Here is a 15,845-nt window from a genome sequence, read left to right as displayed (position 1 = left end):
GCTCAGGGTGCCGGCACCCGGGCCAGCAGTTCCTGCACCAGGCGTTCGCCGTCCCAGCCTTCTGCGGTGGCTTCGTAGCTGGGCAGCACGCGATGGCGCAGCACGTCGGCGGCCACCGCGCGCACATCATCGGGGGTGACGAAGTCGCGGCCCGCCAACCAGGCGCGCGCACGCGCGCAGCGCTCCAGTGCGATGGAGCCACGCGGGCTCGCACCCCAGGCGATGCGGCGGCCGAGGCCGGCGTCATAGCGCGAAGGATCACGCGAGGCCAGCACCAGCTCGATCAGGTAGCGTTCCAGCGCCGGCGCCATGTGCAGGTCCAGCACTTCACGGCGGGCATCGAACACATCCTGCATCGGCAGCTTCTCCGGCGCCGGTGCGGCTTCACCCAACGCGCCACGGGCACGCTCGCGAGCCAGGCGCAGGATCTCCGACTCAGCTGCCTGGTCCGGGTAGCCGATGCGCACGTGCATCAGGAAGCGATCCAGCTGTGCTTCTGGCAGCGGGAAGGTGCCTTCCTGCTCGATCGGGTTCTGCGTGGCCATCACCAGGAACAGAGACGGCAACGCGTAGGTGTGGCGGCCCACGGTGACCTGACGCTCACCCATCGCTTCCAGCAATGCCGACTGCACCTTGGCCGGTGCGCGGTTGATTTCATCGGCCAGCAGGATCGGGTGGAAGATCGGGCCGGGCACGAATTCGAAGCGGCCTTCCTGCGGGCGCCAGATCTCGGTGCCGGTCAGGTCGGCCGGCAACAGGTCCGGGGTGAACTGTACGCGGGCGAAGTCGGCTTCCAGGCGCGCGGCCAGCGCGCGGATGGCAGTGGTCTTGGCCAGACCGGGGGCGCCTTCCACCAGCAGGTGACCGTCGGCCAGCAGCGCGATCAACAGGCGTTCGACCAGCGCGGCCTGGCCGACGATCTCGGCCGACAATGCGTCGCGCAGCTGGCTGAAAGCGGCATGCAGGCGGGAGATGGCCGGCGCGGGCGGCGGCGAGACGGTTTCGGGCATCGGCGGTGGCAGGTTCATGGGGGCCTTTGACCGGCGCAGGACGGCACGGGTTCCCGACATCATCGCAGGGTGCCCTGCGAATGGCATCAAGAACGGCTGAACGGCCCATCCGCGCATGGTGTGGTTCTACCGGCACAAACGCAGAAGGGCCGCGCATGGCGGCCCTTCTGCGTTTCGCGGGTGACGCGGGCTCAGTTCTGCTTGGCCACGCGCAGCACCTTCGGGGTGACGAACACCAGCAGCTCGGCCTTGTCCTTGTTGCGGCCGCGCTTTTTGAACAGGTTACCCAGGAACGGCACGTCGCCCAGGAACGGCACCTTGCTGATGCTGCTGCGGTCGGTGAACTCATACACGCCACCGATGACCACGGTCTGCCCATCCTCGACCAGCACCGCGGTATTGACCTCGCGGCGGTTGATCGACGGCACCGTGCCGTAGCCCTGCAGTTCGATCAGGCGGTCGACTTCGTCCTTTTTCACCTGCATGTTGAGGAACACGCGGTTGTCGTTGGTGATGGTGGGGGTCACCCGCAGTTCCAGCACCACTTCCTTGAACTGCACGTTTGGGGTGGAACCGGCGCCACCGGCAGCACCGGCGCCGCTGATGGTGACGTAGCCGATTTCCTTGCCCTGCTTGATCATCGCCTCGCGCTGGTTGGTGGTGACCACGCGCGGGTTGGAGATCACTTCACCACGTGACTCTTCCTGCATGGCCGACAGCTCCACGTCCAGCAGGTAGCCTGCGTTGAGGATCGACAGCGCCAGCGAGCCGGGGTTGTTGGCCGCTGCCACCGGCAGATTCCAGTTCAGGCCGCGCTTGATCGTCGGGCTACCCGGAATCGGGGCCGGACCGACACTGCCACCGGCCTGCCATTCACGGACCGCCTTGGCGTTGGCCAATGCCGTATCCACCTGCGAATTGCGGGTAGCCTCGTTGGCATCCAGGCTTCCGCTGAAGTACACATTGTCACGGCTGCCGCTGATGCCGAACTTTGCGCCCAGCTCGCGGGCGAAGGTATCGGTGGCGATGACAATGCGGCTTTCGATCAGCACCTGGTCGACCGGGCGGTCGATCACGCTGATCAGCTCACGCATCCGCGCGATCTTCTTCGGAATGTCGCTGATCATCAGCGTGTTGGTGCGCTCGTCGGCGACGATGCGGCCACGCCCGGACAGGAAGCCACTCTCCTCCTGCGACGACCCACCACCACCACCCGCACCACCGCCACCGCCGATGCCCTTGGCTTCGGTCAGTGCTTTGAAGATCTGGGTGGCGCTGTGGTAGTTGATCTGGACGTAGTCGGTAACCAGGTCCTCGCGGTTCTCGATGGCGATGCGCGCGTCTTCCTTCTCCTGCTCGAACTTGGCCAGTTCGGCCTGCGGCGCCACCCAGATCACGCTGCCGTCGCGACGCTTGTCCAGGCCCTTGGCGCGCAGCACGATGTCCAGCGCCTGGTCCCACGGCACATTCACCAGGCGCAGGGTCACATTGCCCAGCACCGAATCGGACGCCACCACGTTGAGGTTGGACTCTTCGGCGATCAACTGCAGCACGGTGCGCACCGGCACGTCCTGGAAGTTGAAGGTCACCGGCTTGCCAGTGAAACCGCGCTGGCCGACGGCCTTGGCGGCCTGGGTCACGCTGCCGGCAGTAACCGCACCGACGGCGGCCGGGGCCTGCCGCGGGCTGATCTCGACCACGTACTCGTTGCCGCTCTGGTAGGCCAGCGATTCGACCGCACCGCCGGTGCTCAGCACCAGCTGGGTACCGGCCCCGGATGGCTTGGCGTCGATGCGCTGTACCGGCGTAGCAAAGTCGATGACGTTCATCGGCTTCTGCAGGTTGGCCGGCAGGCGGGCATTGCCGACATCGACCACCACGCTGTTGCCCTGCGTACGCAGGTCTGGGATCGCGCCCTGGCCATCGAACTGGACGATCAGGCGCCCCGCGCCATCATCGCCCCGCTTGAAATCGATCTTGGCCACCGACAGGCCGGCCGGCGCGGCGGCCGGTGCCACGGTGGTGCCCACCGGCTTCTCCGCCGGTGCGGCGGCCAGCGCCGGAGCGCAGGCCAGCATCAGCGCGACTCCCAACGCGCTGACACGGTTCAAGGTAGAGCGCCGGATGGGACGCAGCCCCTTGGCTTGGTGAAAGGTCATCGTGCTATCCCCAGTAAACGATCATTGATCTTCAAGCGAGAGCGTTGCCGGCCGTTCCAGCCAGCCACCCGCGCCATCCGGCACCAGTTCGATCAGCTCCACGCGGTCCTCGAAGACCGCCGTGGCGCGTCCGTCGCTCTGCCCCAGGTAGCCACCCGGGCGCACCCGGTAGGTCACCTTGTCCGGCCCCATCACCAGCGCAACGGTACCGCTGCCGGTGCCGATGGTACCGACCATGTCCAGCGCGTCCAGCGGGAAGCCTTCCAGCGGCTCCTTGCGCCGGTTCGGATCCGGCCGCAACCCACCGCTCCCCTGCGGATTGGTCCAGGCATCGGTAAACGGATCGCGCAGGCCCTGCGCGGAGTACTCGAAGGTCTCGAACTGCTGCATCACCGGCAGCGGCTCCAGCGGCTGTGCCGGCCGGGCACGCTCGCCCTCCACCCACTTTTCCAGGTTCGGCGCATCGCCCGGCGTGCTGGTCACGCCACGGCCACAGGCCGCCAGCAGCAGCACCGCGGCAACCATCCCACAGCGTGCAAAGAAGGAACGCGTCACTTCTTGTCCTCCTTGCCGGCTTCAGCCTTCTGCTGTTCCTGGACCTCGGTCTCGTCCAGGTAGCGATAGGTCTTGACCGTGCCGGACAGTTCCAGCGCACCCGCACGGGCACCGCCACCGGTCTTGTCCGCAGGTTTCAGGTTGATGTCGTGCATGGTCAGGATCACCACCCGCGGCAACGATGCCACGCCACTGACGAAGGCACCGAACTGGTGGTAGCTGCCCACCATCTTCAGCTTGATCGGCTTCTCGGCGTAGAACTCCTTCACCTGCTCCTGCTCCGGCTCGAACAGCTGGCTGGTCAGGCCGCTGGACAGCGCCGTCTGCGAGATGTCGATGATCAGGTCCGGCATTTCGGTCTTGCTCGGCAGCTGCCGCAACATCTGCTGCAGCACCTGCTCCATCTGTGCCAGCTGCTGCTTGAGCGGGCCCAGGTTCACCGCGCGTTCCTGCTGCTTGGTGAACTCGGTGCGCAGGTCGCCCTCCTTCGATTCCAGGCTGGACAGTTCGTCGCGCTTGCCGCTGATCAGCAGCATCCAGGCGACGAACATGATGACCAGCGCCAGCAACGAGCAGAAGACGATCTTGGCCTTCTGCGGCCAGTTGCCGATGTCGTTGAAATCCAGGTTCTTCAGATCGATTTTCTGGCTCATGCGCGGTCCCCCTGCAACGGGGCGTTGGAGGCCTGCGGCGGCTGCGCAAGGCGACTGCCCTCAGGCTTGGCCGGTGCCGGCGCGGCCGGCTGGTTCGGCTTGGCCGGCGCGGCGGCCGGTGCAGCCGCCGGGGCCGGTTGGGCCGGGGTCGGTGCAGTGGCCGGGGCCGGCTGGGCTGCTGCCGGTGCTGCGGCCGAAGCTGCCGCGTCCGGGCCTGCAGCAAGCGGTGCCACGGCAGGCACTGCCGCTGGTGCGGCCGCCACGCTGCCATCGGCATTCAAGCCGGGCGTGCCGGTCTCTTCGCTCTGCGCAGGCAGCTTCACCGTGACCTTGAACATGTACGGCAGCGCCTTGATGTCAGACACCGGGCCGGTCGCGTTCTTGTCCGCAGCACTGGCCTGGATGATCGACAGTTCCGGATTGGTCATCCAGCCGGAGGTTTCCAGGTTGCGCATGTACGCCGACACGCGTGCATTGGACTGGGTCCGGCCCTCAAGGGTGAGCATGTCGCCCTCCTGCTGCAGCGCGGTCAGTACCACGCCGTCAGGAATGGTGCGCACCAGCGCGTCGAACAGGTGGACCATCTGCGAGCGCTTGGCCTGCAGTTCCTCGATCACCTTCTTGCGCGCCAGCAGGCGGTCCTTCTGGGCGTCGAGGCGGTCGATCTCCTTGTTCTGTTCCTTGACCTTCTCGATCTCGGCTTCCAGATAGGCGTTGCGGTCCATCTGGCCGCTCACCTGGCGGTCGTAGTAGAACCAGATCACCAGCGACAACAGCAGGCCACCGATCGCGGCCATGCCCAGCATTGCGTAGAACTCGCGCTGGCGTTGCTTGCGCCGCTCGGCGCGCCAGGGCAATAGATTGATGCGCGCCATCAGTCGAAGCTCCTCAGCGCCAGACCGGTGGCGATCATCAGCGCGGGGGCATCCTGGGCCAGCGCATGCGCGTTCACCTTCGGGCCCAGGGTCATCTGTGCCAGCGGGTTGGCGATCACGGTCGGCACGCCCAGCTGCTCTTCGACCATTTCCGGCAGGCCACCCAACACGGCGCAGCCACCGGCCAGCACGATGTGATCGACGCGGTTGAACTCACTGCCCGCATAGAAGAACTGCAGCAAACGGCTGATCTGCTGGACCGTGGCTTCCTTGAACGGCTCCAGCACTTCCATCTCGTAGCTTTCCGGCAGCCCGCCCTGGCGCTTGGCCAGGCCCGCTTCCTCGTAGCTCAGGCCGTAGCGGCGCATGATCTCGTCGGTCAGCTGCTTGCCACCAAACACCTGTTCGCGGCTGTACAGGCTGCGGCCACCGCGCAGGACATTGAGGGTGGTCATGGTGGCGCCGATGTCGACCAGCGCGACCACGCCCTCGATGGACACCGGCAGCTCGCTGGCGACCAGGGCATAGGCGTTCTCGACCGCGAAGGCCTCCACGTCCATCACCTTGGCCTGCAGGCCACCCAGTTCCAGCGCGGACTGGCGCAGTTCCACGTTTTCCGAACGCGACGCGGCCAGCAGCACCTGGACCATCTCCGGGTTGTTCGGGATCGCCCCGATCACCTCGAAGTCCAGGTTCACTTCCTCGATCGGGTACGGAATGTAGTTGACCGCTTCCAGCTCGATCTGGGCTTCCATGTCGTTTTCGTCGAGCTCGGCCGGCATCGGGATCACCTTGGTGATCACCGCCGACCCAGCGACGGCGGCAGCGGCCAGCTTGGCCTTGCTCCCCGAGCGGTTCATCGCACGGCGGATGGCCTCACCCACGGCCTCCACTTCCACGATGTTCTTCTCCACCACCGCATTCGGCGGAAGAGGTTCCACAGCGTAATGTTCCACACGAAAACGGTTGCCACTGCGGGACAGCTGCAAAAGCTTTACCGCAGTCGAACTGATGTCGACGCCTACAAGCGGCGACTGACTTTTTGGGATGAGCCCCACGGTTTCTCCCCTGCCGACGGGCACTTGGACGCAAGACCTGCGCCCGAGCATTAATAACGTATTCTTAGCAAATGGCAACGGCCCTGCTGTGAAGTCCCTCACGGATTCACCATGCAGCCCCTGACTGTTCCCTTTGCGCTCCCCGGCGACGACCCCAGCCGCCACCTTGCGTAATCTATACTCTGCGACCACGAAATTCGCAATCGGAATCTGAACCCGATGACTCGACTCCGCCGCTGGCTGCGCTGGATCTTCCTGATTGTCCTGGTCCTGGCGCTGATCGGCGCGGCCGCCGTAGGCGGTCTGTACTATGCCGTTTCCTCCAAGCTTCCCGACGTGCAGACCCTGCGCGACGTGGAAATGCAGGAGCCGATGTACGTCTACGCTGCCGACGGCAAGCTGATGGCGGTGTTCGGCGAGACCCGGCGCACCCCGATCACCATGAAGGATGTGCCCGAGCGCCTGAAGCAGGCGTTCCTGGCCACCGAGGATGCCCGCTTCTACGAGCATGGCGGCGTCGACTACATGGGCATCGGCCGTGCCGTATGGCTGCTGGCCACCACCAGCGACAAGCGCGTACCCGGTGGCTCCACCATCACCCAGCAGGTCGCCCGCCAGTTCTTCCTCAGCTCCGAGTACAGCTACACCCGCAAGCTGGCCGAGATCCTGCTGGCACGGAAGATCGAGTCCGAGCTGAGCAAGGACGAGATCTTCGAGCTGTACCTGAACAAGAGCTTCTTCGGCAACCGCGCCTACGGTGTGGCCGCCGCCGCCGAGTTCTACTACGGCAAGAAGCTCAACGAGCTGGACCTGGATGAAATGGCCTCGCTGGCCGGCATCCCCAAGTTCCCGTCTTCGGGCAACCCGATCTCCAACCCGGAACGTGCCCGCCAGCGCCGCGACAACTACGTGCTGCAGCGCATGGCCGACCTGAAGTTCGTCAGCCAGGCCGAGGCCGATGCGGCGAAGGCCGTGCCGATGCACGCCACCGCGCATGAGCCGCCGGTCCAGGTCGATGCCCCGTACGTGGCCGAGCTGGTGCGCCAGGAAATGATCGCCCGCTTCGGCGGCGATGTGGTCAACAAGGGTTACCACGTCACCACCACCATCGATGCGACCCTGCAGACCGCCGCCAACCAGTCGGTGCGCGACGGCCTGCTGCTGTACGACCACCGCCATGGCTGGCACGGCGTGGAGAAGCAGGTCCAGGTAGGGGCCAGCGAAGACGCCGCGGCCCTGGCCGAGCACCTGCGCGGCATGTTCGGCCAGGCCGGCCTGCTGCCGGCCATCGTTGCCAGCACCGGCGCCGACGGCAGCGCCACCGTGGTGCTGGCCAATCGCAGCGAGATCGTGCTGCCGGCCGGCGCCGCCAAGTGGGCCAACAAGAGCCCGGCCAAGCTGGTGCAGCGCGGCGACATCGTGCGCGTGCGCGCCGGTGCCAAGGAGGGCGAATGGCTGCTGGACCAGCTGCCGCGCGGCCAGTCCGCGCTGGTTTCGCTGGATGCCCACAGCGGCGCGCTGAAAGCGCTGGTCGGTGGCTTCAGCTTCTCCGGCAACAAGTTCAACCGCGCCACCCAGGCCCGGCGCCAACCGGGTTCGAGCTTCAAGCCGTTCGTTTATGCGGCCGCCTTCGACAAGGGCTACAACCCGGCCTCGATCGTGCTCGACGCCCCGGTCGTGTTCCGCGACCGCCGCGGCAAGACCTGGGCCCCGCAGAACGACGGCGGCGGCTTCCGCGGCCCGATGCGCCTGCGCGAAGCGCTGGTGCAGTCACGCAACCTGGTTTCGGTGCGCCTGCTCGATGGCATGGGCGTGGATTACGCGCGCAAGTACATCAGTGAATTTGGTTTTGCCGAGTCGGAGCTGCCGCCGAACCTGTCGATGTCGCTGGGTACCGCCTCGCTGACTCCGCTGTCGGTAGCCCGTGGCTATGCCGTGTTCGCCAACGGCGGCTCGCGCGTGGACACCTGGCTGATCGACCAGGTGAACGACCGCGACGGCAATCTGGTGTTCAAGGAAAGCCCGGCAATGGCATGCCGCGACTGCGCCGGCAGCAGCGGCCAGCCGGTCAACCAGGTGGTGGACGGCTTCAACTTCGGCGCCCCGGCCCCGAAGGTGGACCCGGCCGCTGCGGCAAAGGCCGAAGCCAAGCCCGAAACCCCGGCCGCACCGGTCAACCCGGATGCACGCACCGCCCCGCGCGCGATCGACGCCCGCACCGCCTACCAGCTGGTGTCGATGATGCGCGACGTGGTCCAGCGCGGTACCGGTGCTCAGGCCAAGGTACTCGGCCGCGAGGACGTAGGCGGCAAGACCGGCTCCACCAACGACCACCGCGATGCCTGGTTCTCCGGCTTCGGCGGCCCGTACGTGACCACCGTGTGGGTGGGCCGCGACGACTTCCGCTCGCTGGGCTACCGCGAATACGGTGGCAAGGCCGCCCTGCCGATCTGGATCGACTACATGCGCACCGCGCTGAAGGACACCCCGATCGCGCAGAACGACCCGCCCAGCGGCATGGTGCAGGCCACCCTCAATGGCGCCACCGAGTGGGTGAAGGTGGAAGACATGGACCGCCTGACCGACTACGACCTGAACCTCAATACGCCGCAGGCCGACGCCGCCGCTTTCGATATCTTCTGAGGAAGGGGGCGATGGGTGCCAACCGTTGGCTGGCGCCTCCGCGAAATACCCACGCAGATGTCACATCCGTGCGCTAGTCTGTAGCCAGGTCGCAACAGGGAGTCATCGCATGCATCGCGCCCGTCAGCATGCTGCCAGCCAGACCCGCGAGCGTCGTCACCGTCTCGCCCACGAAGCCGCGCGCCTGATGGCCGAAGGCGGCATCCGCGACTACCACCAGGCCAAGTTGAAGGCCGCCACCCGGCTCGGCATCCACGACGATGCCTCCCTGCCCCGCAACACCGAGATTGAAGACGCCCTGCGCGAGTACCAGCGGTTGTTCTCCGGGCCCCAGCATGGCAACGAACTGCAGCGCCGCCGCGAAGCCGCAATGCGCGCCCTGGAGTTCCTGCACGGCTTCGCCCCACGCCTGGTCGGCCCGGTACTGGATGGCACCGCCGACGCCAACAGCCCCGTGCAGCTGCACCTGCACAGTGACGACCCGGAAGCCGTGCATCGCTTCCTGGACGAACATGGCATCCCCGCCGAATCACGGACACGTCGTCTGCGCATGGACCGCGAACGCTGCCTGGACGTGCCGGTGTGGGTGTTCAGTGCCGAAGAGCTGACCTTCGACCTGGCCGTGCTGCCCTACGACGCCCTGCGCCAAGCGCCGCTGTCGCCGGTGGATGAGAAGCCGATGCGGCGCGCGTCCGTGGCGCAGTTGCGGCAGGTGCTGGCCGAGGCGGAGATCACCGCGTATATCGGCGGGTGACGGTAGCGCCAGTCTTGGTGGGTGCGGACTGTTGGTCCGCACTGCATTTCAGACTTCCGGATATCTGACTGAAGAGCAGCCGAGCGTGGGCTCGGCTCTACAGGGAGCGTGGCATCCGCGGGCGCCACCTAGCATGGCAGTGCTCTACAGTGGCATGCCATTACCGGTCGTCGGCTCCGGGCCAATCAACCACTCCGGCAACCACGGTGCGGGTGCGCGCTTGGGGTACTCCGCCATCATCCGCGCGTGCATGGTCTGCAGATCGTTCAACAGCCATACCTGGTGAAAGATGTCACTGAACGAATCCGACCAGCCGCTCTTCACCCGTTGGCGATCGACGCTCGTGAGACCGGGCACCAGATCACGCGGGCCATCCAGAATGGGTTGCAACGCCCTGTTGATGCCCGCGTTCTCCGTCGCGGCCTCACGCAGCTGGCTGACGTGCGCCTGCACCCGTGTGCATTGATACGGCACGCAGCCCGCGGTCGCCTCGATGTAATCGGCGATATCCGCCAGCAGGTTCGCCTTCAGCCGCCATGCCACCTCGCCATCCAGCACTTGCCGCACCCGCATCGTACGCACCGTGCTGGCCCGGATCTCCTCCGGCGTGGAGAACGGCTTGCCGGGGGGAGTACCACCATGGCGCACCAGAACAATCCTGTGGATCGCCTCGTTGGTGATGCCCTCCACCCGTAGCGCAGCTACCTGCGGATGCATGCGCGGAAGCGGCACATTGGTGAACCGCCAGTAGTACCAGAGCAACGCCACTACCCCCAGGAAGCACAGCACGCTGGCAAGCATCCAGACGTCCAGATGCCGGGTGTGGTAGTAAAACCGTGCCCGCCAAACGTAGAACGTGCGGTAGCTGATGAATCGACTCACCCATCGGTACATTGCCATCTCCTCGGCAAGGACCCCGGCGCGGCGGGGCTCGTTACGCGCACCACGCCGGGGCGCCATGGCTTACCAGCCGATGCCCACACCCACGCCCATGCTGCGTTCACCGCTGTTGGTGAAGGCACCATTGAGGCTGAAGGTGGCTGAGCCCTTGTCGTTGAGTACGCGCTGGTAACCCACCGCCATGGCCGACTCGCCCTCGGCGTAGCCCACGCCCGCGCCAAGGCGGTTGTAGGTGGCCAGGCCAGCGGTGTTCATGGCCATGGCCGTCTGCGCACTGCTCATCGCCGCCATGCGGTTGAAGCGCTTGTCCATCTTGTCCAGGCGGCGCTCGAAGTTGCTGATCGCCCCATCGGTGTACTCGTTGGCGCGGGCCAGCATTTTTTCCAGCTCGGCGGTATCAACCTGCGGGGTCGGCGCCGGCGCGTCGGCCGGCGCAGGCGTGCCACCGCCGTCAGCACTGGCGATGCCGCCACCGGCACGGCCTGCGGAAGCCGCTGCCGGTTCACCCGATGCGCCGGCGGGACCCTCGGCCTCCGGAGCGGCCGGCGGCGTGGGTGCACTGGCCGACGCCAGCGCCCTGCCCTCCGGCGTGGCATCAACGCGCTGTTCCAGCCCATCGATGCGACCGTCCAGGCGCTGCTCCATGGCATGCAGCTGACCGCCGTTGACCGCATCGCGGCTGCCCGGTGCAATCAGGCCGTTGGCCACGTTGCCCAGCACCATGCCGTTGGCGCCGGCGAGGTTGAGCTGACCCAGACCATCGCTGCGGGTGACGGGGCTGTCCTGGAACACCGAGCGCAGTTGGTTTTCGACCCGATCAACCCGGGTGCCAGCGGTGATCACTGCGCCGTCGAGCGCATTGAGGGCATCACCCAGGGTGTGCTGCGAGCCACCCTGAACATTGAAGGTGGGACCGGCGATGTTGCCGTTGGCATCGACATCACTACCCAGGGTTGCTAGTGCGCCGCGGAGCTGACCGACGGTGGCCGCGTCGTTGGCGTTGCGGCCGCGGGCAACATTCACCAAACGGCGCTGCATTCCGTCATTACCAAAGGAAACAGTATGTGATTCTCTTGCCACAGACTGCGCGCCAATTGCTACAGACTCCACAGCCCCCTTTAGTACGGCACTCGCAGCGCCAATCGCGATTGCACCGGATTCAGCAACTTGAGATTCAGTGCCGAGCGCAAAGCCTCTGGCCGCGCCTTCATGAACGTGCGCAGCTCGCCCCAGCGCCACTGAATTTGTGCCGGAAGCGACTGCATACGCGCCTAACGCCACGGCTCCCTCTGTATCCAGGGAGGCCTCTGCAGAGTCACCCATGGCGATGGCGAATCTCCCCGCCCTTGCGGGCACTCTATCAATTGAATCGCCGAACTTCAGGAAGTTGCTGTTTTCAGCCAAACGCTCAACACTTCGATTCGTATCGTACAGCTGCCTGCCAGTGACGACGTCACTACTACCGGGATTCAGCTCTCCGTCGGCGACTCCGGTCAAGCGTGCGCCAGCAAAATCGACCAGGCCAGCGGCATCGCTGACTTGCATTTCAGCGCCCCCAACTAACTTCTCTCTCAGTCCATCGAGATCATTTCGATTGCGCTCGATCTTCTGTTCGGCAGCGTAGAGCTGACCGCCGTTGACCGCATCGCGGCTGCCCGGTGCAATCAGGCCGTTGGCCACGTTGCCCAGCACCATGCCGTTGGCGCCGGCGAGGTTGAGCTGGCCCAGACCATCGCTGTGGGTGGCAGGGCTGTCCTGGAAGACCGAGCGTAGTTGGTTTTCGATCCGATCGGCCCGATTCTTTCCAGCTACGACAGCACCATCGAGAACATTGAGGGCGTCTTCAACGTTGTTCTGGCTTCCGCCCTGTATTTTGTACGTAGGAAGGATAATGTTTCCGCCCGGGTCAATGCCCGCACCCCCTCCCAGTGCAGCCAATGAGTCCCCGAGCTGCCCAACAGTGACGGCGTCTTCAGCCCCGCGCCCCCGAGCCAGATTGACGATTCGTCGTTTCCTAGTCAGGTTTCCAACAGAAACCACATTCTCTTCGGTCGCCGTCGATGATGCCCCCAATGCAACTGAATACTCTGCACCCGACTCAATTCTGGCAAATCCGCCGAGCGCCACGCCTTCCTTGCTATGAACCGATGACCCGGTACCCAGAGCAAACCCATTTTCCGCGGAGCTATCGACGAACGACGCGCGCCCTAAGGCGACCGATCCCTTTCCTCGAGCTCTGGAGAAAGCTCCTATGGCAGTTGCTCCATCAGTGCCTTCACCAGCCTCAGCACCATCACCAATGGCTACTGAGAACTCTCCTGCCTTGGCGTCAATACTTTCGTCATCGTGCCCGATAGCTATGTACCTAGCCGTCTCTTCAACCTGTGACAGACGCTGATTGGTGACGAACAACTGCCCACCGTTCACAGCATCGGTACTCCCCGCCGAACTGATATCGCCCGCTGCCACGCCCCGTACCTTGCCGCCGTCCATATCGACCGAACCGTCGGCTGCGTAACGGACCACGCCTTCCAGGTCGGGGTCGAAGTTGTCAAACTCGGTACGCAGGTCATCCAGCTCCCGCCGGTTGCCGGCGATACGGGCCTCGTGTCCAGTCAGCTCGGTGGCGTGGCTGGTCAGCAGAGACTGATTCGCAGTGACTTTCTGATCGACGGCGAATACTTGTTTGCCCGTTACCGCATCGGTGCTGGTGCTGCTCAACGTGGCATCAGCCACGTTCACCAGCTTGCGCTTGAGTGTTGCGTTGCCAATAGAGACCTGATTGGTGCCGCCGGTCACCGACTTTTCGCCCAATGCCACCGCATTTTCGTGCGTCGCCTTCGCGTTTCCACCCAGTGCAAGCGCGAACTGGCTCGTCGCACCGGAGGCGCTACCGATCGAGATCGCATTGGTGCCAACGGCATTGGCGTTGTTGCCCACGGCAACGGTCGCCACGCCGCTGGCCTTGGCGACATTGCCCATGGCCATGGCCAGGTGCCCCGTCGCGGTGGCTTTGTTCGCGTCGTTGACATCAGCGGCAGTGGCCACTGCGTTACCAGTGGCGCGTGCTTTGGCGAAGGCGCTGTCCGCGGTAGTCTGCGCAACGTTTGCGGTAGTCTGGGCGTTGGCGGCGGCACTTCGAACCGAGGCCACTTCCGTGTTCGTCGCATTGAGCTGCTTGCCGCTCACCGCCTCGGTGCTGCTGGTGCTGAGCGTTGCGTCAGCCACGCCTGTCACCTTGCGGCTGGCATTGGACTTGTTGCGTACATCCAGCACGGTACCGGTGTTTTCGCTACCCAGGCGTACGTTGCCGGTCACTGAGGTTTGACCGACCAGCCCGCCCAGAGCATTGGCCTTGGCCAACGCATCGTCGGCGGCGGTCTTTGCTGCGCCCGCTGTCGTCTGGGCGCTGGCTGCGGTGGTGCGGACCGAGGCTACCTCGACGTTGGTCGCATTGAGCTGCTTGCCGGTCACGGCCTCGGCGCTGCTCGTGTTGAGCGCGCCATCGGCGACGTTGACGATTTTCCGCTTCAGCGTGTCGTTGCCCACCGAGATCTGGTTCCCTGCGGTGGTCTGGGAGCCATTGCCCAGCGCCACGCTGTCGGTGTGGGCCGCTATGGCGCGGTCACCCAGCGCCACGGCGCTCTCCGCGCGGGCGCTGGCCAGATTGCCCAGCGCGGTGGAGAACGTGCCGGATGCCGATGCTTCACGACCAACGGCCGTCGCTTGGTTGGCGCTGGCGGTAGCTTTGTAGCCTGCTGCTGTTGCGTGGGTGGCCGCTGCGTTAGCATCGTTGCCCAGCGCCACTGCGCGATCGCCAATGGCGCTCGCACGCAAGCCGGCGGCGACCGCGCCATTGCCGCTGCGGCTGAGTGCGCCAATAGCGACTGCGCCAGTGGCGGCGGTGCTTTTCTCGCCCTTGTCATTCACACCGGCACGTGCGTCTGCACCCATCGCCACACCATTGCCGTTGTACGCCTTGGCCGCCGAACCCAGTGCGGCGCTGGCCGTGCTTCCACTGCCTTCAGCCACCGCCGCTTGACCCAGGGCGACAGCTGCAGCGCCGATACGGCCTACGGCAGCATCCGCCGATGCTTTTGCGGCATTGGCGGTGCTGGTGGCAGTGCTCACGCTCTGGTTGGTGGCATACAGCTGCTTGCCGGTGACAGCTTCGGTGCTGCTGGTGCTCAATGCTGCGTCGGCTACGCCGCTGATCTTTCGATTGGCGTTCGACCGGTTACGCACGTCCAGGACGGTGCCGCTGTTCTCAGCGCCAACGCGGATCTGCCCGCTGGCAGATGTCTGCGTGACCAGCTTGCTGTTGTCCAACGCGCGCTCCGCCGTCTCCTTTACACCGAGCAGCTGGCGCCCGTTCACGGCGTCCATGCTGTGCTGACTGACATTGCCGTCAGCGACATAAACGACCCTGCGTGGCGCAGCGGCATTGCCTACGGAGACCACATAGCTCTCCGTAGCTACTGCACCGCGCCCCAATGCCACCGAGCCGGCGCCCTTTGCCTGCGCCTCATAGCCAAGCGCCACACCGTCGTATTCCGCACGAGCACGACCACCTAACGCGATGGCGCCCGTCCAACCCGGTGTACCAGCGTAGGAATCATTGCCGATGGCGATCCGGGAAATACCGCCACTGTTGTCCGCCGTTGTGGCCGCAAAGCCCATGGCAATTCCGTATTGGCCGGATGCACGCGCATAGGTCCCAACCGCCACCGCGCCAAATCCGTCGGCTACCGATCGCGCACCAAATACGGCGCTTCCCCCCTGCCTGGCGCGAGCATCGAATCCGAACACGGCATTGTTGTCACCTACCGAACTCGACCAGCTCCCGAACAACGAGGAGTACTTGCCCTGCATATGGCTTCCAGCACCCAGCATCATGTATGAACTGGTGTTTGGACCAAGCGTGTTTTGGGCCATGCTCGGAACATGGGCCATGAACGGCACGCAGTTGAGGATGATCTGCTCGGGGTTCTGGCACGCGTGATAGGTGACCGCCCCGGCGGTTCCCACACCCGCACCGGGTACGAGCGACGCAGTCACGATCAGCACTGCCGCTCCGACCGATGAGGCCGGCTTACCGCGTGGCGAAGTCAGTTCACTGGCCACCACCCAGCATTGCCGTGCGGTGGACCATAGGCGACGGTAGATCTTGTTCATCGAACTCTCCTTAACAACGATGTCAACAACGCACCCGCCACGGGAATCTGCGTGGCGGGCGTG

General features: G+C 65.2%; 10 protein-coding genes. 2 read left to right on the top strand and 8 right to left on the bottom strand.

The annotated features are described in order from the left end of the window. Positions 1–2: 2 nt before the first annotated feature. From AC07M7_RS03145 to AC07M7_RS03120, 6 genes are all read right to left on the bottom strand, one after another. The gene (locus AC07M7_RS03145) at positions 3–1,028 is read right to left on the bottom strand and encodes an AAA family ATPase (protein WP_428709420.1); all 1,026 of its coding nucleotides are present in this window, start codon (positions 1,026–1,028) and stop codon (positions 3–5) included. 173 nt (positions 1,029–1,201) lie between these two features. After that, positions 1,202–3,169: a type IV pilus secretin PilQ gene (locus AC07M7_RS03140; protein ID WP_495206705.1), complete on the bottom strand. Its 1,968-nt coding sequence runs from the start codon at positions 3,167–3,169 to the stop codon at positions 1,202–1,204. A gap of 21 nt (positions 3,170–3,190) precedes the next feature. After that, complete coding sequence (locus AC07M7_RS03135; RefSeq protein ID WP_046984284.1) at positions 3,191–3,694, bottom strand: pilus assembly protein PilP; 504 nt, start codon at positions 3,692–3,694, stop codon at positions 3,191–3,193. A gap of 26 nt (positions 3,695–3,720) precedes the next feature. Next, positions 3,721–4,377 carry a type IV pilus inner membrane component PilO gene (locus AC07M7_RS03130; RefSeq protein ID WP_135274935.1) on the bottom strand — a complete coding sequence of 219 codons (657 nt, stop codon included), beginning with the start codon at positions 4,375–4,377 and terminating at the stop codon, positions 3,721–3,723. After that, positions 4,374–5,252 (bottom strand): PilN domain-containing protein, encoded by an 879-nt coding sequence (locus AC07M7_RS03125; RefSeq protein WP_495206704.1) that lies wholly within the window; start codon positions 5,250–5,252, stop codon positions 4,374–4,376. Before AC07M7_RS03125 ends, AC07M7_RS03130 begins: the two co-directional genes overlap by 4 nt. Next, complete coding sequence (locus AC07M7_RS03120; RefSeq protein WP_006388916.1) at positions 5,252–6,310, bottom strand: pilus assembly protein PilM; 1,059 nt, start codon at positions 6,308–6,310, stop codon at positions 5,252–5,254. The genes AC07M7_RS03125 and AC07M7_RS03120 overlap by 1 nt, the downstream gene beginning before the upstream one ends. 219 nt (positions 6,311–6,529) lie before the next feature. Here AC07M7_RS03120 and AC07M7_RS03115 point away from each other — a divergent pair, with 219 nt between their 5' ends. Together AC07M7_RS03115 and AC07M7_RS03110 are read left to right on the top strand one after the other, a co-directional pair. Next, positions 6,530–8,953, top strand: coding sequence for a penicillin-binding protein 1A (locus AC07M7_RS03115; RefSeq protein WP_495206703.1), 2,424 nt, complete (start codon positions 6,530–6,532; stop codon positions 8,951–8,953). Between the two features lie 109 nt (positions 8,954–9,062). Further along, positions 9,063–9,707, top strand: a complete 645-nt coding sequence (locus tag AC07M7_RS03110; protein WP_046984289.1) for a hypothetical protein — start codon at positions 9,063–9,065, stop codon at positions 9,705–9,707. 144 nt (positions 9,708–9,851) lie between these two features. Here the strand turns inward: AC07M7_RS03110 and AC07M7_RS03105 are convergent, their stop codons facing one another. Next, complete coding sequence (locus tag AC07M7_RS03105; RefSeq protein WP_088480102.1) at positions 9,852–10,601, bottom strand: hypothetical protein; 750 nt, start codon at positions 10,599–10,601, stop codon at positions 9,852–9,854. A 69-nt stretch (positions 10,602–10,670) separates the two neighbouring features. Beyond that, positions 10,671–15,782: an ESPR-type extended signal peptide-containing protein gene (locus tag AC07M7_RS03100; protein WP_495206702.1), complete on the bottom strand. Its 5,112-nt coding sequence runs from the start codon at positions 15,780–15,782 to the stop codon at positions 10,671–10,673. Positions 15,783–15,845 lie beyond the last annotated feature (63 nt).

This window comes from Stenotrophomonas sp. GW821-FHT09E08 (assembly GCF_059416125.1).
The sequence above is the reverse complement of the archived record's forward strand: the minus strand, read 5'-3'. Positions and strand labels throughout refer to the sequence as shown.